Source organism: Streptococcus sp. NLN64, assembly GCF_015831295.1.
In the GTDB taxonomy this organism is placed as follows: Bacteria; Bacillota; Bacilli; order Lactobacillales; family Streptococcaceae; genus Streptococcus.
On sequence record NZ_JADXDQ010000019.1, the window covers coordinates 1 to 22454 of the forward strand.

General features: G+C 45.0%; 12 protein-coding genes. 10 read left to right on the forward strand and 2 right to left on the reverse strand.

What is annotated here, in order from left to right:
- Window positions 1–154: 154 nt before the first annotated feature.
- The 3 genes from I2503_RS04290 (at window position 155) to I2503_RS04300 (ending at window position 3228) form a co-directional block, all read left to right on the forward strand.
- Window positions 155–781 (forward strand): Wss1p-related putative metallopeptidase, encoded by a 627-nt coding sequence (locus I2503_RS04290; RefSeq protein ID WP_196967145.1) that lies wholly within the window; start codon window positions 155–157, stop codon window positions 779–781.
- Window positions 772–966, forward strand: coding sequence for a hypothetical protein (locus I2503_RS04295; RefSeq protein WP_196967146.1), 195 nt, complete (start codon window positions 772–774; stop codon window positions 964–966). Before I2503_RS04290 ends, I2503_RS04295 begins: the two co-directional genes overlap by 10 nt.
- Before the next feature lie 168 nt (window positions 967–1134).
- Window positions 1135–3228 carry a peptide cleavage/export ABC transporter gene (locus tag I2503_RS04300; protein WP_196967147.1) on the forward strand — a complete coding sequence of 698 codons (2094 nt, stop codon included), beginning with the start codon at window positions 1135–1137 and terminating at the stop codon, window positions 3226–3228.
- A 247-nt stretch (window positions 3229–3475) separates the two neighbouring features.
- Here I2503_RS04300 and I2503_RS04305 read toward each other — a convergent pair whose 3' ends face one another.
- The gene (locus I2503_RS04305) at window positions 3476–4279 is read right to left on the reverse strand and encodes a TIGR03943 family protein (RefSeq protein ID WP_196091261.1); all 804 of its coding nucleotides are present in this window, start codon (window positions 4277–4279) and stop codon (window positions 3476–3478) included.
- The gene (locus I2503_RS04310) at window positions 4276–5178 is read right to left on the reverse strand and encodes a permease (protein WP_196967148.1); all 903 of its coding nucleotides are present in this window, start codon (window positions 5176–5178) and stop codon (window positions 4276–4278) included. Before I2503_RS04310 ends, I2503_RS04305 begins: the two co-directional genes overlap by 4 nt.
- Before the next feature lie 183 nt (window positions 5179–5361).
- On the opposite strand from I2503_RS04310, the gene I2503_RS04315 reads away from it, so the two are divergent.
- The 7 genes from I2503_RS04315 to I2503_RS04345 all read left to right on the forward strand — a co-directional run bounded on the left by I2503_RS04315 (window position 5362) and on the right by I2503_RS04345 (window position 22445).
- Window positions 5362–5805, forward strand: a complete 444-nt coding sequence (locus I2503_RS04315) for a dUTP diphosphatase (protein WP_196091259.1) — start codon at window positions 5362–5364, stop codon at window positions 5803–5805.
- 8 nt (window positions 5806–5813) lie between these two features.
- On the forward strand, window positions 5814–7175 hold the full coding sequence (gene radA / locus I2503_RS04320) for a DNA repair protein RadA (RefSeq protein ID WP_196091258.1): 1362 nt from the start codon (window positions 5814–5816) through the stop codon (window positions 7173–7175).
- Entirely contained in the window at window positions 7172–7828 is a 657-nt protein-coding gene (gene ispD / locus I2503_RS04325) for a 2-C-methyl-D-erythritol 4-phosphate cytidylyltransferase (protein ID WP_196091257.1), read from the forward strand. The genes radA and ispD overlap by 4 nt, the downstream gene beginning before the upstream one ends.
- Window positions 7825–8316, forward strand: a complete 492-nt coding sequence (ispF, locus tag I2503_RS04330) for a 2-C-methyl-D-erythritol 2,4-cyclodiphosphate synthase (protein ID WP_196967149.1) — start codon at window positions 7825–7827, stop codon at window positions 8314–8316. Before ispD ends, ispF begins: the two co-directional genes overlap by 4 nt.
- Window positions 8317–8432: 116 nt before the next feature.
- Complete coding sequence (locus I2503_RS04335) at window positions 8433–8705, forward strand: hypothetical protein (RefSeq protein WP_196091255.1); 273 nt, start codon at window positions 8433–8435, stop codon at window positions 8703–8705.
- A gap of 44 nt (window positions 8706–8749) precedes the next feature.
- Window positions 8750–10213: a glutamate--tRNA ligase gene (gene gltX, locus I2503_RS04340; RefSeq protein ID WP_196967150.1), complete on the forward strand. Its 1464-nt coding sequence runs from the start codon at window positions 8750–8752 to the stop codon at window positions 10211–10213.
- A gap of 502 nt (window positions 10214–10715) precedes the next feature.
- Entirely contained in the window at window positions 10716–22445 is an 11730-nt protein-coding gene (locus tag I2503_RS04345; protein WP_196967151.1) for a pectate lyase-like adhesive domain-containing protein, read from the forward strand.
- The last annotated feature ends 9 nt before the right edge of the window (window positions 22446–22454 follow it).

Here is a 22454-nt window from a genome sequence, read left to right on the forward strand (position 1 = left end):
AGGATAAGAAACAACCATGAGTCCTTTCCATAACTCTATTGTTCTGGGAAACATTGCAATAGTCAAGTATTTATACAATTATTGTTCAAACTGGGTTTTAATAACCCTCTAAACTTATATTACGAGGTGGTTAGGGAAGCAACTAATTGACTGGATGGGGAGGAAATGTCTTTTCGAAGTTGATGGTATAGTGAGGGTGCGAGCCCAAAAGGTAGAAGGCTCGGACTTTGATATCTGGGTTCAAGATACCAGTAAAAAGATTCGTGATACGGTCAGTACGATTGAGAAAAATTTAAACAATTTGGATGGGTACTCAATTCCCAAAATTGTAGTTCTAAAAAAATCAAAACTACACGGCTTTGCGGGTTATAATTACAAGAAAGATATACTGTTTGTCAGCGATGTTCTTAATTCTGATCAATTGTTTTCAAATATTTTGGCCGATGGGTACTTTGCGGCTAGAAATGTGAGAGATACATTGGTTCATGAATTGACCCATAAAAGACACTGGGATTCCGCAAAACGATTTTACAAAGCTTATAAAAAGAGCTACAATACTATTGAAGAAGCTATGTTTGCCCTCAATACTTCGCTCTATTCCTATGTTAAGGGGCAAATGAATTGTGATTTTAATTATTTATTAAAAATTAGTCCAAATGTTGAAGATGCATTTCGAATGGGTAACGTGAACGAGTTAGTGGCTGATGTTGCTGTCTTAGGAGCTAAAAATGTTGATCCAGCGTTATTTCAAAAAGTAGAGGAGGTCTGTTCATGGAAGTGATGGCTATTCCCAATAGAGAAACGGTGATTTTTCACCGCCAAATTCGTCCTTGGATTGTTGCGGGTGAAATGAACCATGGAGTAATACATTATACATTTTCCCAAGATACACCAGACAAAATTATAGATTTGTTTCAGACTGTTCGAGATAAATTAAGCTATCCTTGTGTTGCTGTATCCAATTGAACGTATCAAAAGGGTTTTTAGATACACCTGCTAGTGTGATTGGCCATTTCATAAGTTGAAGGTCATCTATTGCTGAGCAATTTCCGGTGACTAAAATTAAGAGGTTAGGATTTTATTACCTATCCTCTTTTTCATTTCTCTTCCGAATCAATAAGTAGGAGGGATCTTATGTTTTCGAAAAAAGACTATCGGATGCAGGTGGACTGGAAGGATTGTGGGGTGGCTTGTTTGGCCATGCTTTTGAGCTACTATGGTTCAGATTATACCCTGGCCTATTTGCGGACCTTAAGCAAAACGGGTTTAAATGGGACGACAGCCTATGGTCTGGTCAAAGCTGGGGAAGAATTGGGCTTGATCTGTCAGCCTTTGAAATTGGATTTGGAGAATCTTGCAAGTGGGGTGGCGGAGAAGCCGGCTTTGGTTCATGTGGTGAAGGACGAGAAGTTTTTGCATTACTATGTGGTTTATCGGGTGACAGATACCAGTGTTTATCTAGCCGACCCAGATCCGCAGGTGGGCTTGGTGGAACGGAGTCATGCTGCATTTTTGAAGGAATGGACAGGTGTTGCTCTGTTCTTCGAGCCAGGTCCGGACTATCGGGCTCAGAAGCGGAAGGAAGCATCCTTCTGGTCACTTTTTCGTCTGCTTTTTCAGGAGCGGGGCCTTTTTACAGTCATTGTTATCATGAGTTTCTGCCTGACCCTTGTCACTATTTTGTCTTCTTATGGTTTGCAGTGGATTGTGGACACCTTCTTGCCACAAGGCCGTATGGACTGGATTAGTCGCCTAAGTGCGTGTTTGCTTTTTGCAGCAGTCCTTCAAGCCTTTCTGCAATTTTGCAAACAATATCCCTTGGTCCTCTTGAGTCGCCAGCTTTCGCTAAAGTTGCTGGAGGATTATCTAGCTCATGTTTTCAGTTTGCCGATGAGCTTTTTCGCCACGCGCCGTAGCGGCGAAATTCTCTCTCGCTTCACAGATGCCAACCAAATCATTGAAGCTTTAGCCTCGTTGGGCCTCACTCTGCTCTTAGATGGTCTAACCTTGGTTAGTCTAAGCCTTGCCCTTGCTTGGCAATCGCCGCAGCTCTTTCTACTGGCCTTGCTTTTGGTCCCTCTCTACACCCTATTATTTTTTGCCTTTCAGAAAAAATTTAAGGGCTATCATCAGGAACAATTGGAGGCGGGCTCCCAACTATCCTCTAGTTTGATGGATCATATCAAAGACATGGAGACCCTCAAGGCTTTGGGGATTGAAGACGGAGCCCTGGTTCAGAATAAGGACTACTTGGAAAACTTTTGGGATAAGATCTGCGCCTACAGTTGTGCCGAACAGATTCAGGCTGCCCTCAAAAGCGCCTTGCAACTAGGGACAACGGTGGCAATCTTTTGGTGGGGCTCTCACCTGATGCTCAAGGGGTATCTGAGCCTGGGCCAACTCCTCACATTCACCAGTCTCTTGGCTTATTTTACAGGACCTTTGGAAAACCTACTCCAGATTCAAGTACAGGTCCAAAAGGCTCAAGTGGCCTATCAGCGTCTACAGGAGGTCTATCAAGTGCCACAGGAAAAAGGGAGCGGACAAGAATCTTTGATTGGCGATCAAAGTGGTTTATCAGTGCGGAGTGTTAGCTTTGCCTATGATTACGGAAGTCCGCTCCTTAAAGCTGTGAATTTGGAGATTCCTCGTGGGCAGAAACTAGGTATTCTGGGGATATCCGGCTCTGGCAAAACCAGTCTCGCCAAATTGCTGGTTGGATTCTACCAACCCTTGGAAGGGCAGGTCATGCTGGCCGGACAAGATTTTTCTCGTATGAATCCTCGTGACCTGCGGAGGCAAGTCCAGTATCTGGCTCAAAATGCGGGCTTATTCCAAGGAAATTTACGGGAGAATCTACTCTGGGCGGCTGCGGTCGGAACAGCTGAGGCTGACTTGTGGGAGGTTTTACGATTAGTTGAAGCTGCGGAGTTTGTGGCAGCCTTGCCTATGGGATTGGATACGCAAGTCGGGACGGACGGGACGGCTTTGTCTACTGGGCAGATTCAGCGTTTAGCCCTAGCTCGGACCCTTTTGACAGGGGCTGAATTCCTCATTTTGGATGAGGCGACCAGCCACTTGGATCCAGAGACGGAAGAGCGGGTATTTGACCGTCTCTTGGACTTGGATAAAACACTGGTTGTTATCACACACCGTTTGGATCTGGCTCAGAGGCTGGAGCGGATTGTACGCTTGGAAAATGGGCAAATTAAAACCACAGCCGAATAGGAGTTGGGCAGAACTCTCTCAATTGAGAAGAGTTCGTTGTCCGACCCCCGCACAGTTGATTAGGTTGTTTTCGGAGGTCAAAGAGTCAGGAATTGACTCTTTGAGTTTATAGATCAGAGAACATGAAATGTTCTCTCAATAAAAGCGAAGGAAAACACCAATCAACCACTGAGTCAAAGTAATTTTATTAGATGATGTAGAAAAGTTAAGATTTTTGTCTAAAACTTTAATATTGAGGGTGACGAAGTTAAAATTCTCGGTAAACATAGGGGTTTGTGGGTTCATCAATGCGAGTCCAGTCTGTCAGCTCCAAGGTAGGTAGGCTTTGGTTGAGGTCTTTATGGAAATGAATGGCAATTTTACCCTTGGCGGAGACCCAGGTATTGTCGGGGTAGGATTGGTCTTGGCCGGTGGTTAGGAGTCCGTAGACACCGGAGTCTGCAATACAGTGGATAATCCCGAAACGGAAGAGGAATTGTTGCTGGGTTTGTTTGGGGTCGTTGTAGACAAAGCCGCTCATCTGGACTTCCTTGCCCAGGAACTGGTCAGGATAATCGTAGAGAGCTTCCATAAATTCCATATAGTTCTGTGTAGTCACCTGGATGGTATCTTCTTTGAGATACTTGGCGGCTACAGCCTGCATTTCATTCTCATAGGCTTTTTTGGTGAAGTAGGAACTGGTGTCGGGTTTCAGGTACTGACTCGTTGTTCCTTCGTCTGCCTGGATTTCTGCCGATGTCCCTGCTGCTAGGGGAAATTGGTAGCCCTTAGCCGAAACAGTCGTGGAATCGAGGCTGACGGTGGGGAAGAGAAAGCCTACTAGAAGAGGGATAGCTAGGGCTAGATAGGCTAATCGTTGACTGGATGAGCCCTTTTCTTTTTCTTCCTTCAAAAGGAGGCGTAATTGAATGAGGGCCAAGAGGAAAGTCAGGGCCATGGAGAGATAGGCTAAGTAGGAATAGTGCAGGTTGATGTAGTGGTCGAGTTTGCCGCTCCAGGTCAGGTAGAGGCTGAGCTCGAAGTAACCGGCTAAAATGAGAAAACGAATCATAGGAGCACCTCCAAACTAGCTGCAAAGAGGAATACGACAAGTACGGTGACCAGGATGAAATTGCGAATGAAAGTTTTTTTGAAAACGCGGGTCATCATGAGCAGGTTTTTGATGTCAAGGACGGGACCGATGACTAGAAAAGCCATAACGGGTGCCATTCCGAAGGTTCCCAAGAGTGAGGATCCGATGAAGGCATCGGCTTCGCTGCAAAGGGAGAGGAGGAAACTGAGCACCATTAGGATGAGTATGGCAACGAAGGGACTGCTGGAGATGCTGATCAGGATGCGCGTAGGTACGTAAACCTGAACACAACTGGCAAAAAGGGCACCGAGGATCAGGTAGCGGCCAGAATCGAAAAATTCATCAAGGGCATGAACCCAGGCTTGAAAAAAGTGTCCCTGTCCTTGGTCTGTGTGCTTGTGGCCGTGCAAGGGCAAGTTCTCCTGATGGTTGGTTAGGATGTCCTCTGTCCAGACGAAGCCAAGGAGAATCCCTAGGACTTGAGCTAAGATGAGCGAACCTAAAGCGCGGGTCAGGGCAAAAAGCCAGGAGTTCCCAAAGGCGGAAAAGGTCGCAAACAGGACAATGGGATTTATCACAGGGGCTGTTACCAAAAAGGGAAGGGCCGTATAGGTCGGCACCTTCTTTTTGAGAAAGCGGTGAATAATGGGGACAATTCCACATTCACAAGAGGGAAAAATCAGGCCTGCAAAGGACCCAATCAGGATATTCAAAAATTTGTTTTGAGGTAGAAAACGAACGACTTTTTCGGGTGTCAAGTAGACTTCAATGAAGCCCGAAATAATGCTGCCAAGGAGCACGAAAGGCAAGGCTTCGATGACAATGGATAAAAAAATCGCCGACATCTGCAGAAAACTGGCAGGTAGGTCTGAAAACATAGGAGCTCCTTTCTCTTGCTAACCATTATACCAAAAGGCAGCATCGACTGGCTTTGGTGTGAGTGATTGGCGCTGCCTCCCGTTCAGCTTCTGGTCAAGCCAAGTGAATGCGGGGTAAGTTTTCAAACCCAAGGACTCTCTCCTTTGGTGTATAATAAAAGGAATGAGAAATAGGAGGAAGTCATGCGTTTACGTGGTTTTGAATTAGTCAGTCACTACAGTGATCGTCAGTTGTTACCAAAGCGAGAGACGGCTCAGGCTGCTGGCTATGACCTTAAAGTTGCGGAGGCTATGGTACTTGAACCGGGCGAAATCAAGCTGGTTCCAACGGGGGTCAAGGCTTATATGCAAGCCAATGAAGTGCTCTATCTTTATGATCGTTCATCGAACCCGCGCAAGAAGGGGTTGGTCTTGATTAACTCCGTCGGGGTGATTGACGGAGATTACTATGGCAATGAAGCCAATGAGGGGCACATCTTTGCCCAGATGCAGAATATTACCGATCAGCCGGTTTCTCTGGAAGTAGGAGAACGGATTGTTCAAGCTGTATTTGTGCCCTTCCTCTTGGCGGATGGGGATCAGGCTAGTGGCCAACGCCAAGGCGGCTTTGGTTCCACGGGTCGTTAGGAGTTCCCATGGCTAAGAAAAAATCAACCTTTATTTGTCAAAACTGTGATTACCACTCCCCCAAATACATGGGCCGCTGTCCAAATTGTGGGGCTTGGTCCTCTTTTGTGGAAGAAATTGAACAGGCTGAGGTCAAGCACGCGCGCGTGAGTCTGACGGGTGAAAAGGCTAGACCGATGAAACTCAATCAGGTGACCTCCATCGACGTATCCCGGACAAAGACAGGCTTAGAAGAATTTAACCGCGTCCTTGGTGGCGGGGTGGTTCCGGGTAGTCTAGTCTTGATCGGGGGAGATCCGGGGATAGGGAAATCCACCTTGCTCCTGCAAGTTTCGACCCAATTGGCACAACTGGGGACCGTTCTCTACGTTAGTGGAGAAGAATCTGCTGAACAAATCAAGTTACGGGCTGAGCGTTTGGGGGATCCTGATTCAGACTTCTATCTCTATGCTGAAACCAATATGGATAGTATTCGGACAGAGGTTGAGCGTTTGAAACCGGACTATCTGATTATCGATTCGATTCAGACAATCCTATCGCCAGATATCTCCAGCGTCCAAGGTTCTGTCAGTCAAGTACGGGAAGTGACCAATCAGCTGATGCAGTTGGCCAAAACCAATAAAATTGCCACCTTCATTGTTGGACATATGACCAAGGAGGGAACGCTTGCAGGTCCCCGGACCTTGGAACATATGGTGGATACGGTTCTTTATTTTGAAGGGGAGCGCCAACATACTTTCCGAATTTTGCGGGCTGTTAAAAACCGTTTTGGATCAACCAATGAAATTGGAATTTTTGAGATGCAGTCGGAAGGCTTGGTGGAAGTGCAAAATCCCAGTCAGGTTTTCTTAGAGGAACGCTTGGATGGGGCTACTGGCTCTTCTATTGTGGTAACCATGGAAGGGACTCGGCCCATTTTGGCGGAGGTTCAGGCCTTGGTGACGCCAACAATGTTTGGGAATGCGAAGCGAACCACAACGGGTCTTGATTTTAATCGAGCCAGTCTCATCATGGCCGTTTTAGAGAAACGGGCCGGTTTACTCTTGCAGAATCAGGATGCCTATCTCAAGTCAGCTGGTGGGGTTAAGCTAGATGAGCCGGCTATTGACTTGGCGGTTGCGGTAGCGATTGCCTCCTCTTACAAGGATTTACCGACACAGCCAGATGAAGCCTTTATCGGAGAAATCGGCTTGACGGGAGAAATCCGCCGGGTTAACCGCGTGGAACAGCGGATTCAAGAAGCTGCTAAATTAGGGTTCAAAAAAGTCTATGTTCCTCAGAATTCCCTTCAGGGCGTCAAACTTCCCCAAGGAATTGAAGTAATTGGTGTGACCCGCATTTCAGAAGTCTTGCAGAAGGTGTTTGGATGAAGTATGATGTCATTTTACTGGTGGCTGGTTCAGGCCGCCGGATGGGAGCTGACCGGAATAAAATTCTTTTAGAGTTAGACGGGCAAGCCATCTTTGTTTACAGCCTGCAGGTCTTTCAGGCGGATCCGGATTGCCAGCGTATTTTGCTAGTTGGCCGTCCTGAGGACAGACCAGCCTTTGAGGATTATCTATCTCCACAGGTCCTTTTTGTTACGGGCGGACCGGAACGTCAGGATTCAGTGCGGTTGGGTTTGGCCTATGTGGACGCAGATTGGGTTATGGTTCATGACGGAGCCCGCCCTTTCATCAGTTCGGACCAGCTCCAGGACCTCAAGGGTCAGCCTAATTCTATTCTGGCAGTGCCTGTTAAGGATACCATTAAAGAAGTGCATGCTGGACGTGTTCAGCAAACGGTGCCACGGGAGCGCTTGATGGCGGCTCAGACGCCGCAATTTTTTGAAGCTGCTTTATTAGCGGAAGTGCATAAGAAGGCTCTGCAGGCAGGTTATTTGGGGACGGATGATGCGAGTCTCGTGGAGACTTTTAGCTCTGTCAAGGTGGGGCTGGTTCCGGGTTCTTACTGGAATGTGAAGATGACAACGCCAGAAGACCTCATTTTAGGGCAATTCCTTAGAAAGGAAGGTTTCAAATGATCCGAATTGGCCAAGGCTATGATGTGCATGAGCTGGTAGAAGGCCGTTCCTTGATTGTGGGGGGCATTCACGTGCCCTTTGACCGTGGGCTCAAGGGGCATTCCGATGCGGATGTTCTCCTTCATGCCATTACCGACGCCCTTATCGGAGCGCTCGGACGTGGAGATATCGGTCATGCCTTTCCAGACACCAATCCCGAATTGAAAGGTATTGCTTCTACTAAAATTTTGGCTTCCGTATATGAAGAAATGAAAAAAGAAGGCTATCGCGTTGGCAATATCGATGCGACCATTTTGGCTGAGCGACCCAAAATGGCACCGCATTTGCCAGCTATGAAAAAAAGGATTGCAGACCTGCTCCACATGGAGGAGCAAGCTGTGAATCTCAAGGCAACCACAACGGAGAAACTAGGATTTGTGGGACGTGAAGAAGGGATGGCTGCTCAGGCAGTGCTTCTCTTGGTAAAGGATGGTAAGAAACAACCATGAGTCTTTTCCATAACTCTATTGTTCTGGGGAAACATTGCAATAGTCAAGCAATGATACAATTATTGTCCAAACTGGGTTTTAATAACCCGCTAAAATTATATTACGAGGAGTAGAGGATGGTGAGTGATCGAAACTATATAGAAGATCAATTATTGGATTTTATTGACAGTGTGGATCCTGAGCAGGTCTATGTTTACGAAATCGCTGCAGATTTAGGAGGCTATGCGGCCAATCGGCAGCTGCGCTTCCTAGCTATAGAAGATAAGGCGACCAACCTGCTTTTGGCTCAAGAACCAGTTGAGCACTTGCAGGCTCGACGGAATTGGGTCTTGGAACCGGGGATTTTTGGAGAGTGGGAGATTGATCCAGACCAGTTTTTGAATCCCTAGACTTGTGGTATAATTTCAAAAAAAGATTAAATGAGGATAGGATTGTGACAAACAAGATTCGGGTGCGTTATGCACCAAGTCCAACAGGACTTTTGCATATTGGAAATGCGCGGACAGCGCTCTTTAACTACTTATTTGCTCGCCACCATGGCGGTGATTTTGTGATCCGGATTGAGGATACCGACCGCAAGCGCCATGTGGAAGACGGGGAGCGTTCACAGTTGGAAAACTTAGCCTGGTTGGGTATGGATTGGGATGAAAGTCCGGTAAATCCGGGTGACTTTGGTCCTTACCGCCAGTCAGAACGGTTGGAAATTTACCAAACCTACATCGATCAATTGTTAGAAGCTGGTTTGGCATATAAGTCTTATGTAACAGAGGAAGAATTGGCCGCAGAACGAGAACGCCAAGAAGCAGCTGGTGAAACACCTCGTTATATCAATGAATTCTTAGGGATGACTGAAGACGAGAAAGCGACTTATATTGCTGAGCGGAAAGCTGCTGGTATCCAGCCAACCGTTCGTTTAGCCGTAAAAGAAGACCACATCTACAAATGGGTAGACATGGTTAAGGGTGAGATTGAGTTTGAAGGGGGAAACATTGGTGGTGACTGGGTTATCCAGAAACGCGATGGCTACCCAACCTATAACTTTGCGGTGGTTGTTGATGACCACTTGATGGAGATTTCACACGTTATCCGTGGCGATGACCACATTGCGAACACGCCAAAACAATTGATGGTCTACGAAGCCCTAGGTTGGGAAGCACCAAGTTTTGGCCACATGACCTTGATCATCAACAGTGAAACTGGCAAGAAACTTTCTAAACGGGACACCAATACCCTTCAATTTATTGAAGATTATCGCAAAAAAGGGTATTTGCCAGAAGCTGTCTTTAACTTTATCGCTCTTCTTGGCTGGAACCCAGGTGGGGAGGAAGAAATCTTTAGTCAGGCAGAATTAGTGAACTTGTTTGATGAAGCCCGTCTCAGCAAGTCCCCTGCAGCCTTTGATCAGAAGAAGCTGGACTGGATGAGTAATGAATACTTCAAGAAGGCTGACTTGGAAACTGTTTTAACTTTGACCAAACCATTCTTAGAGGAAGCTGGTCGTTGGACGGATAAGGCTGCGGAGATGGTTTCCCTTTACCAACCGCAATTGACTGCGGCAGAGGACATTGTGCCTCTGACAGATCTCTTCTTTGGTGACTTCCCAACGCTTTCGGAGGAAGCAGCTGAGGTATTAGCAGGTGCGACTGTTCCTCTTGTTTTGTCAACCTTCCGTCAGAAACTAGCGGATTTGTCTGAGGAAGATTTCCAAGTAGACCAGATTGCTCCGTTGATCAAGGAAGTTCAAAAAGAAACAGGTGTTAAAGGAAAAAATCTCTTTATGCCAATTCGTGTGGCGGTGTCTGGTGAGATGCATGGCCCAGATTTGCCAAATACCATTTTCCTTTTGGGGAAAGATAAGTCCTTGAAGCATATAGAAGCTGCCTTGAATAGGTTGTGATATCCCCTTTTAGCTTATCTTTTGTTACTTTGTTAGCTCGTCTTGCTGTACTTATGTACTTATTTGAAACTTTCTTCGAAAGTGTTTCAGTAAGCTCAAAATCTCCCCTAGAGATTTTGAGCTGTCTACGACTCGCTGCCTTGTACTAAAAGTAAACTAAAAGACTACACTAGTTTTTTTCTAGTTATTGATAGAGATTGGATGAATGATTCCAGTCTCTTTTTTTGGACAGTCTGTCTAAAAAAATCAGACCAAACAACTAAATCAAAATATTGGTGGTTTTTTTTTTTTTTTATTAAGAACCTTTTAACTAATATAACCGATTATCCGGTTAAAGAGATTGTGAAGGGTAAACCTTGTTATATAGGGTGTTTTTGTAATATAAATCACAAAAATAGCGCCTCGAATTCCTTTACAATAATGCTATGAAATGTTATCATAATACAGCCTATAGTATTCGTAATCTTGGTTTCGTGTGCTAGGTTAATAATAAAAAAGGAGAATGAAAGACGACATGAAGAAACACATGTTTGATCGATCAGTCCAGAGGTTTTCCATTCGGAAATATTCTTTTGGTGCTGCGTCTGTCTTGCTTGGAACAATGCTCTTTACTGGGCAGAATGTACAAGCAGAGGAAACGGCAACCTCTGAGTCTGATGAAAGCAACAGCTCGGCTTCGACTGGTTCATCTTCGGATGTCTCTTTGGAAGCTGCTTCAGACACGTCTACTTACAATGCAGAACCTGCTGTAGTAACAAGTGACGCAACAGTAGTAAGGTCTGCAAGTTCCGAAATGTCTACTGCTTCAGCTGAAGCTTCTACGTCAAGTTCTTCGTCATCTTCAGAAGAGGCAACTACAGTAGCTGAAAATACGGCTACTGCTGCTGAAACGAAGTCTGATGAAGAAAAAAAGGCAGAATCAGCAACAGAAAGCAAGGAGACTGACGTAGCTCGTCCACAGGCAATGCCCCTGAACAGTGCCTTCCGGGCTGCAACTGCTCCAACAACAGCAACAACTGTTACAAATTGGGACCAATTTGTGGCTGCTCTATCCAACGCTAGCGTTACAGATATCAAGGTACAAGGACAAATTTTTGCTCCGAATACTGTGAATGGCATTACCAATGGTAATGGTTCATCTGAAGCGACAAATGCGAAGACAAAAGCTGTTGACCGGACTTTGTCCCTAGCAATTGCGAATCGTGCTATAAATATCTATGGTGATGGTGCCAATAGTGCGATTGATTTCCGTTCTTACTCTATTAAACCAACTTCAAGTGCTGTCGGAGATATCCTCTTTAGTAACTTGAGTGTTTATTCTGCCAACTCAAATGGTCCAATTGATCTTAGTCAAAACCGTTCGTCAACGGTGACCTTTGAAGATGTAAAGAGTGAAGGTGTTCTCTTTGGTGCTGGTCCACAAACGACTGTGGTCATCAAGGGAAATACAACGTCTAGCCTGTCAGACAGCTATACTTCTTTAGCTGGTGGAACTCAGTATGTTCAAATGAATACTGCATGGCAGGGAGAAAGAGCAAACTACACCGATCAAAATGGTCGGAATAATCGCCGTCCAGCCAATATCCACGATGTTCGTGCAGTGGTTGTTGATGAAGATGCTACATTTACAGTAAATCGTACCGCTTCTGGTGACGCGATTAGTCTTCCAAACAGCGCAACTGTTGAAGTGAAGGATAAGGGTAGTTTGACCATCAACATGAATCAGTCAAACGATACTTCAGCTAAATCTCGCTACCATGATGCTGCTATCTACATGCCATTGACCGGTACTGTGAAGACGGGTGAAGCCTCAACCTTAAACATTAACTCGTCCATTGGTCAAGCGATTTCGATCGGTGTTAAACGTCCAGGTGGAAATGAGACGGATGCGGATCGCTATGGTGGTTACGGTGCTGGAAATACAAGTAAATTAGCCAACTCTTCTGCAACCATCTCTATTGGTAAAGAAGGTAAGGCAACCTTTACAGGTCGTGATTCCATTATTACAGGTCACAATGCTACTTTTACAACTGGCCAACAATCGAATGTTGTTTTCAACAATACTGGTCGTGGTGTAGCTATGGATCTCGGGGATGACTCGCACATTGTTTTTGGAAAGCATTCGTATAATAGCTTTACATCCGATGGTAAGGCTCCCTATAATGGAAATGGAACACCGTCTGGTTCCTATGATGGTTATAACTACATCGGTGTTAATAATGCTGGTACCATCACTGTTGATGACTATGCGAAGTTTATCGTCGTAGCGAAAAACCGAAACGGAAGTCGAAATATCGGAAATGATTACGATGACCTGATTTCCCTCGATTCACGTGAGGGTTCTGCAACACAACCACTCTTCAATGTGAAGCAGGGTACAGTGGTAGATATCCGGGATGATAATAGAAACCACTATGCTGAGTTGATTTCGGTTCCTCTTGGAGCAACCAAAAATGTTGTTTTCCGTGTTGATACGCCGCTTTACTTCAGTTTGCAGCGCTATACGACACCTCTTGGAAATCAAATTGAAGATCCAAACGGGAAACTACCGAACTCAACCCCTCAAGGATTTAATCCTCCGACAGCTGGTACGCCTAACCTGATTTATGGAAATGTCCCAGGGACCAAGATGGAATTTGTCTTGGATTCAGCTGTGAATGCAGAGACCTATACAGTTTACGCTCGGAATGAAGGAACTCACAAAGCTCCACTTCAAACAGATGCACAGAAGCAAAATGGTGTCTGGATTGATGTCAAACAAGGAGATGTCGATATCCAAGGTTTTGGTGGACCAACTGATATTACAGGTTCCAGTCCATCTATTCCATTGGCGAATTCAAGAGGCGGTATACGACCTGTTGAACCAGAAAGTAGCCAAGATCGTTCCTATGATATTGACTTAACCACACAAAACTCACACAGCGTTTGGGTTGCAAACGGTACGAAGATCAATCCACTTGCGAAACACACAAATACAATTGAGTATTATGTGAAGAAGGCTGACGGTTCTGTTGTGCCAATTTCTGAAGTTTTTGCCAACGAGGCGAACTCTGTAACAGAGACTTCTGATTGGGAACGGAATATGAACCTCCGTTTGGATACGGAAGTCTTGAAGCAACGTTTTGCAAATACCACCATTACTGGGGGAGACGTTTTCCTTCAGGAGTACAATAAGATTCCTTACTCAGCTACTTCCGATTCCGGCTGGAAAACGACAACAGATAGTCAAACGAAAGATCCTTATTCAACAGTCAATAAGAGTTTGGCAGGCTATGTTGCAACCATTACAGAATCTAATGTACCTAACTTGCAATCTCTTGTGAATCAACGTGGTCAAGGGGAAAGCGTTCATGCGGTCTTGACTAAAGATGGATTTGAAGAGAAGATTCTGACCAAAGATGCAAGCGGTCGTGATGTGGTAAGCGATACCTTCTGGTCAAATATGACCAACACAGGGGTTCCAGAAAACTGGGTAACTAAAGTTGTCTTTGAAATGACGGACACCGCCAAGGTTGTTTATCGGAACGTAGCCAATGCTGCTAACCCGATTGTACTGTCTGAGTCAGAAAACCTTGCTGGAAGTGCTGGTGAGACAATTCCTTACACAGCAGATCAAGTTCTTGCGCAATTGAATGCCTACAAGAAGCAAGGTTATGAATTGGTGGTTGATGGGTATACAGGCTATACTTATAACGAAACAACTAAGCAATTCGAGCGTAATGGCGCAGCTCTACCAACGTTTGATGGAGAAAATGGGCAACAAGTCTTTAATGTCGACTTGAAACCTCGGATTATTCCGATTACACCTGAGAATCCAGTGGATCCAAATAATCCAGTAGATCCAACGGATCCAAATACACCAAATTATCCAACACCGGATAATGAAGAAGTTAAGAAATTAACAGAAGAAGTCAAACGTACCATTAAGTATGTAGATCAGTCTGGTAATCCTCTTGCTTCTGATGTAGAGGATACGCTTAAGTTCCGCCGTGAAGGAACCATTAACTTGGTGACTGGTGAGACTACTTTAGGTGATTGGACGCCTGAAAATGGAACTAGTTTTGCTGATAAGCCTTCTCCTGTGGTTAAAGGTTACATTCTTGTAGACCCTAATCAGAAAGAAGAAGGGGCGCATGATGGAATTAACGCGACAGATAATGATATCGTTGATAATGTTGTCTATAAACCAATCTCTCGTTATGTTCCTGAATTCCCAGATGGTTCTACACCAACGAACCCATGGACAGAGGTTCCGTATGTAAATGATCCAACAGATCCAAGCAAGATTGTTCCACCAACGGATGAAACACAAATTATCCCTTATGTGGAAAACTTTGTGCCAACAAATCCTGCAGATGGACAACCATTGCAACCTGTAGATCCAACAGATCCTAAGAAGGGTTACATTCCACCGGCACCAACAGATCCAGGTGTGGAAACTAAGATTCCTTACAAGTCTCTTGCAGACAAGGCTAAGATCATCTACCGTGTTGTGAACGCAGCAGGAAATGCAGTTGTAAATCCTAACATTGCAGAATCTGCTGAAATTCCAGGTAATGCGGGTGAGGCAATTACGTACTCTACAACGGAAGACTTGAAAGCACTCTACCTCAAAGGGTATACACTTTCAACAAATTCAAGCGTGGATGTAGATCGTCATTACCGCACTGGTTTAACCTTCAACGGACAAGATGATGTGGATACTTACTATGTCGATGTCACAGCAATCATTATCCCTGTAACACCAACAACTCCGGTAACTCCTGATCAACCAGTGGATCCAGATAAAGTTCCAGAACTTCCTAAGAATCCAGATCCAACAGATCCAACTACGCCAAATTATCCAGATCCAACAGATCCAGCTATTCAAACCTTGACAGAAGAAGTCAAACGGACGATTCAATATGTTGATGAATCTGGAAAAGTACTTTCGACTGATGTTGTTAATACTTTGACCTTCGAACGTACCGGTACTATTAACTTGGCTACAGGTGAAACAACCCTTAATGAATGGGTTGCTAAGGATGGAAACAGCTTTAGCAATGTTGCTTCTCCAGTTATCCCAGGCTACATCTTGAAAGATGCTAATCAGAAAGAAGAAGGGGAACACACAGGCATTAACGCTACTGATCCAGATATTACAGATCGCGTTGTTTATGTTCCAATTGCCAAGTACGTTCCATCCTTCCCAGATGTTCCAGATGAGGATAAACCAAATAACCCATGGAGTGAGGTACCGTATAAGGAAGATCCAACCGATCCAACCAAGTTGGTACCACCAACAGACCCAACTCAGGTGATTCCTTACATCCCTGAATTTGAGCCTACAATTCCACTTCAACCAGTTGATCCAAATGATCCAACTAAAGGCTACATTCCTCCTTCACCAACTGATCCAACTCAAGTAACTGAGATTCCATATGCACGGATTGATGCTGCTGTCATTATCTACCAATACGTAGAGCAAGATGGACGCACTGTTATTCGTGAATTGGAACGTTCAGATGAGTTCAAAGGTAAGAAGGGCGAAATCATCGGTCCAAATGGAACAGGTTATGCAACCGCTGAAACTATCGCCAAGTACAAGAAACTCGGCTATGAACTTGTCAATGACGGATTCCCACGTGGGGCAACCTTCGACGGAACCAAGGGTACAGATACTTACTATGTAACCTTGAAAGCCAAATTGACTCCGGTTACACCTGAAAAACCAGTTGATCCAAATAACCCAGTTGATCCGAACGATCCGGATTCACCAAATTATCCAGATCCAACGGACCCAGATTCGAAAGATCCAAGCAAGATGTTGAAAGATGTTACCCGTACCATCCAATATCTCGAGCAAGGTACAGAAGCTGTCCTTAGCGGAGAAGTTTCTGATACAGTAAGCTTCCGTCGTGAAGGTGTTGTCAACCTTGTAACTGGTGAAGTTGTTTGGAACGAAGAAGGCTGGCAACCAGCAACTGCTGAGTTTACCAACCGGACATCTCCAGCAATTCCAGGCTACCACTTGGTAGATACATCACAATCTCAATTCGGAGCTCACACTGGTATTACCAATGCAAGCGAGAATATTGTTGATAAAGTCTACTATGCGAAGAACCCAGATCCAGAGAAGATCGCTGTTCAAATCGTTTACCGTGAGGTGACAGCTGACGGAGCAACCGTCGTAAAACAATTGGAAGCTTCCGGTCAATTGACTGGTAACCAGGGTGAGGCTGTTCCTTATACCCAAGATCAAGTGTCAACCATCGTGGCTAAATACCATGCGCAAGGTTACCAACTTGTAAACAACGGTTACCCAACTGGAGCAACCTTCAGTGGTGAGCCAGGTACAGTGACAAACTACTTTGTTGACTTGACTCCAATCATCATTCCAATTACTCCGGAAAATCCTATTGAACCTGAAAAACCAGTTGATCCTAAGACACCTGGTTACCCAGATCCTGAAGATCCAAATCCTCCTGTTTACCCAACTCCAGACAAAGAAGAAGCTCTGAAGTTGACAGAGGAAGTGAAACGGACTATCCGATACGTGGACCAAGATGGGAATGCGGTAGCTGCTGAAGTTGTGGATACACTCAACTTCCGTCGTGAGGGAACCATCAACTTGGTAACAGGTGCAACAACCCTTGGCGATTGGACTGCTACTCCTGGAAACAGCTTTGAGAATAAGACTTCCCCTGTCGTAACAGGATATGTCCTTGTCAATGCTGACCAGAAAGAAGCTGGAGGTCATGCGAATGTTGGTGCAACAGATGAAGATTATCTCGATATCGTTGTCTACAAACCAATTTCTCGCTATGTTCCGAAATTCCCTGATGGTTCTACCCCAACTAATCCTTGGACAGAAGTTCCTTACGTGAACGATCCAACTGATCCAAGCAAGATTGTTCCGCCTACGGATGAAACTCAACGGATTCCTTACGTTGAAGGCTTTGTTCCAACAAACCCAACGGATGGATCTCCATTGCAACCAGTGGATCCAACTGATCCAAGCAAGGGTTACATCCCACCTGCACCAACTGATCCAGGTGTGGAAACCACAATCCCATATATTGAACAAGATAAACCAGTTGATCCAGATGCCAAAGACGATCGTGCACAGGTAATCTACCGTGTCGTATCTGCTGATGGAACAACCATCGTAAATGAACAGATTGCAACATCTGGAATCATTAACGGTAAAGAAGGTGCCCGCATTACTTACTCTACAACAGAGACCTTGAAAGACTTGTACCTCAAAGGTTACACCCTTTCAACCAACTCTACTGTTGCAGGGGCGAAATACCGTGAAGGTTTGACCTTCAACGGTCAAGATGATATCGACACCTACTACGTTGATGTGACTGCGATTATTATCCCAGTTACTCCGGAAAAACCAGTTGATCCAAACAAACCGGTTGATCCAGATACACCTGATCTACCTAAGAACCCAGATCCAACGGATCCAACGACTCCAAACTATCCAACCCCTGATAAAACAGATATCTTGCGTTTGGAAGATGAAGTCTTGAGGACAGTTCGTTACTACATCCGTGGTAAAGATGGTCAATTGACTGAAATGACGCCTGAACAGGCAGCTATGAAGTCTGATACTCTCCGCTTCCGTCGTGAAGGAACCATCAACCTTGCAACTGGTGAAACCACCCTACAAAACTGGGTAGCTCTTGACGGTTCTGCCTTTGGAGCTTACACATCTCCATCTGTAGCAGGCTACATTTTGGAAGATGCAGCGCAAATCCAAGCTGGAGCTCATAACGGTATCGGTGCAGATTCTGAGGATATCCACGACCAAGTTATCTACGTACCAGTTGGTAACTATGTGCCTAAGTTCCCAGAAGGTTCAACACCAACAGATCCATGGTCAGAAGTACCATATACAACAGATCCTACCAACCCAGCTACAATTGTTCCTCCAACTGATCCACAACAACCTGCAATTCCTTATGTTCCAGGTTTGACACCAGTTGATCCGGAAACAAATGAGCCGTTGAAACCAGTTGATCCTGAGAATCCTGGTAAAGGTTATGTTCCACCAGTTCCAACTTCTCCAACTACAGATACGGAGATTCCTTATGTGAAGAATCCAGATTCTGAAGTGAAAGAAGATCAAGCACGCATTATCTATCGTGAAGTGAACGAAGCTGGTGAAATTATCAATCCATCACTCCGTGATTCAGGACTTATCGTTGGTAAAGAAGGGGAGGAAATCAAGTACTCAACAGCAGCAACTCTGAAAGAGCTTTACCTTCAAGGCTATACTCTTGTGAAAGATGGATTTGCAGCTGGTACGAAGTATGATGGACAAGATGGAGTAGACACTTACTATGTAGATGTCAAAGCCATTGTGATTCCGGTAACTCCAGAAACGCCGGTAACACCTGATAAACCAGTTGATCCAGACAAAGTTCCGGAACTTCCTAAGAATCCAGATCCAACAGATCCAACAACACCAAACTACCCGGATCCAGAAAAACCGAAGGATCCTAATGTAGAGCCAAGCACAGACATCTTCAAGCTTGAGGAAGAAGTGGTACGTACCGTTCGTTACTATGTACGTGGTACAGACGGACAATTGACTGAATTGCCAGCAAATCTTGTTGAGATGAAGTCAGATACACTACGTTTCCGTCGTCAAGGAACGATCAACTTGGCAACTGGAGCAACGACTCTACAAAACTGGGTAGCTGTAGATGGTTCAGCATTTGGAGCCTACACATCACCTTCAATCCCTGGTTACATCTTGGAAAACGCTTCTCAACTTCAGGCTGGTGCCCATAATGGTATCTCTGCTGATTCTGAGGATATTCATGATCAAGTTATCTACGTACCAGTTGGTAACTATGTTCCAGAATTCCCTCCAGGCGTAACTCCAACCAACCCATGGACTGAAGTTCCGTATGTCACTGATCCAAATAAACCAACAGATATTGTTCCACCAACAGACCCAAGTCAACCGGCAATTCCATATGTGCCAGGCTTGATCCCAGTTGATCCAGGAACCAATGAACCATTGAAACCAGTGGATCCACAAGATCCAAACAAGGGTTATGTCCCTCCGGTTCCGACAACACCAACAACAGATACGAAGATTCCATACATCAAGAATGCTGTGGAAGACAAAGCTCAAATCATTTACCGTCTTGTAGATGAAGCGGGTACTGTTGTCAATGCGGAATTGGCTAAGTCAGATATTATCAATGGTGAAGAAGGTCAAGAAATTCAGTACTCAACAGCAGCTACTTTGAAAGAGCTTTACCTCAAAGGCTACACTCTTGTGAAAGATGGCTTTGTTCCAGGTACTAAATTCGACGGTCAAGATGGTATTGATACCTTCTACGTTGATGTGAAGGCCATTGTTATCCCGGTAACTCCAGAAAAACCAGTTACACCAAATAAACCGGTTGATCCAGAGACACCAGAATTGCCTAAGAATCCAGATCCAACAGATCCAACAACACCAAACTACCCAGATCCAGAAAAACCAACGGATCCTAGCGTAGAGCCAAGCACAGACATCTTCAAATTGGAAGAAGAAGTTGTTCGTACCGTTCGTTACTACATCCGTGGTAAAGATGGTAGCTTGACTGAAATGACGCCTGAACAGGCAGCCATGAAGTCAGATACACTTCGCTTCCGTCGTGAAGGTACCATCAACTTGGCAACAGGTGCAACTACCCTCCAAAACTGGGTGGCTGTAGATGGTTCAGCATTTGGTTCTTACACATCCCCATCTGTTCCAGGATACATCTTGGAAAATGCGGCTCAACTTCAAGCCGGAGCTCATAATGGAATCACTGCAACATCAGCAGATATCCATGATCAAGTTATCTACGTACCAGTTGGTAACTATGTTCCAGAGTTTCCTCCAGGCGTAACTCCAACTAACCCTTGGACAGAAGTACCGTATGTAACAGATCCAACGAATCCTGGAAGCATTGTTCCTCCTACTGATCCACAACAACCTGCCATTCCATATGTACCAGGTTTGACACCAGTAGATCCAGGAACCAATGAACCATTGAAACCAGTGGATCCACAAGATCCAAGCAAGGGTTACATCCCTCCAGTTCCAACAACTCCTACAGATGATACGAAGATTCCATATGTACGCAACATGTCTTCTGCACAAGTTGTTTACCGTGTCGTAGGTCAAGATGGAACAACTGTTGTTCGTGAGCTTGAGACATCAGCGGTTCTCGAAGGAGCAATCGATGATCTCATCAATTACTCTACAGCAGACACCATTACGAAATACAAACGCCTTGGTTATGCACTTGTGAAAGATGGTTTTGTATCAGGTACTCGCTTCACTCAAGATAGCGCAGTTTACTACGTTGACTTGAAAGAATTGATCATTCCTGTAACACCTGAAAAACCACAAGAGCCAAACAAACCAACAGATCCAACAGATCCAGATTCACCAGTCTACCCTCCAATTGAAAACCCTGATATTGTGAAGTTGACTGAGGAAGTAAATCGTGACGTTAAATACTATGTTCGAGATGCGAATGGAAACCTTACGAAGATTCCAGAAATGGAAATCGCAACTAAGGAAGACACTCTCCGCTTCCGTCGTGAAGGAACTGTTAACCTTGTAACAGGCGAAAACACTCTTGGTGAGTGGGTTGCTCTAGACGGCACATCCTTCCAAGATTATGCATCTCCAGTTTATAAAGGTCATATCCTTGCTAATGCTGCAGATGCAATGAAGGGTGCTCACACAGGAATCACCGCTACATCAGCTGACATCCACGATGAAGTTGTGTATGTGAAACTTGCTAACTACATCCCAGATTTCCCTGCGGATCTACCAGAGAAACCATGGACAGAGGTACCATACACCAACGATCCAACAGATCCAGGTAAGATTGTTCCTCCAACAGATCCAGCTCAACCAAACATTCCTTATGTACCAGGATTTGAACCGCAAATTCCATTGCAGCCAGTTGATCCAAATGACCCAACTAAGGGTTATATCCCTCCTGTTCCAGAGGATCCAACTAAACCAACTGTAATTCCTTACGCACGTATCGATAAAGCACAAATTATCTACCGCGAAGTGAAACAAGATGGCACAACAGTTGTCCGTGAACTTGAGAGCTCAGCTGTTATGGAAGGTACTTCATCACAAGTTATTAACTACTCTACTGCTGACACAATTGTGAAGTATGTGAAACTTGGTTACGAACTTGTGAGAGATGGTTTTGTTTCAGGCACACACTTCGATGGTCAAGATGGCGTTGATGTTTACTACGTAGACCTCAAAGCGAAGATCATCCCTGTAACACCTGAAAAACCTGTAAATCCTAACAAGCCAGTTGATCCAACAGATCCAAATACACCAAATTACCCAGATCCAGATAAGGAAGACATCCTTAAATTGACTGAGGAAGTTAACCGTGAGGTTCGTTACTATGTACGTGCAGAAGATGGAAGCTTGAAAGAGATTCCAGCATCTGAAGTACCAATGCATCGTGACACTCTCCGCTTCCGTCGTGAGGGAACCATCAATCTGGTAACTGGTGAAACGACACTTGGTGATTGGGTAGCACAAGACGGCACTTCATTCGAAAGCTACAAGACTCCAGTTTATAAAGGCTTCATCCTTGTAGATCCATCACAAGTTGAGGCGGGAGCACACACAGGAATTACAGCTGATTCAGCAGATATCCTAGATCAAGTTATTTACGCTCCAATCTCTAACTATGTCCCAGAGTTCCCTCCAGGTGTAACTCCGGACAAACCATGGACTGAAGTACCATATACCAACGATCCAACAGATCCAGGTAAACTTGTTCCACCAACGGATCCAAGTCAACCAGCTATTCCACACGTTCCTGGTTTGGTACCAGTTGATCCAGATACAAGAGAACCATTGAAACCAGTTGATCCAAACGATCCAACTAAGGGTTATATTCCTCCTGTACCAAAAGATCCAACTAAACCAACTCCAATCCCTTATGTTGAGGTTCCAAAACCTGAGCCTAAGCCTGAACCTAAGCCAGAACCAAAACCTGAGCCTAAACCAGAGCCTAAGCCAGAACCGAAACCTGAACCTAAACCTGAACCTAAACCAGAACCTGTAACTCCAGTTCAACCTGAAGCACCAGCGGAAGCACTTCCTGAAACTGGTACTGAAGATGCAGCTGGCGCAACAGCTCTCGGAATTCTAGGTCTTCTTGCAGGATTTGGAATTGTCGGACGTCGTCGCAAAGACGAAGAATAGTCGGTAGGT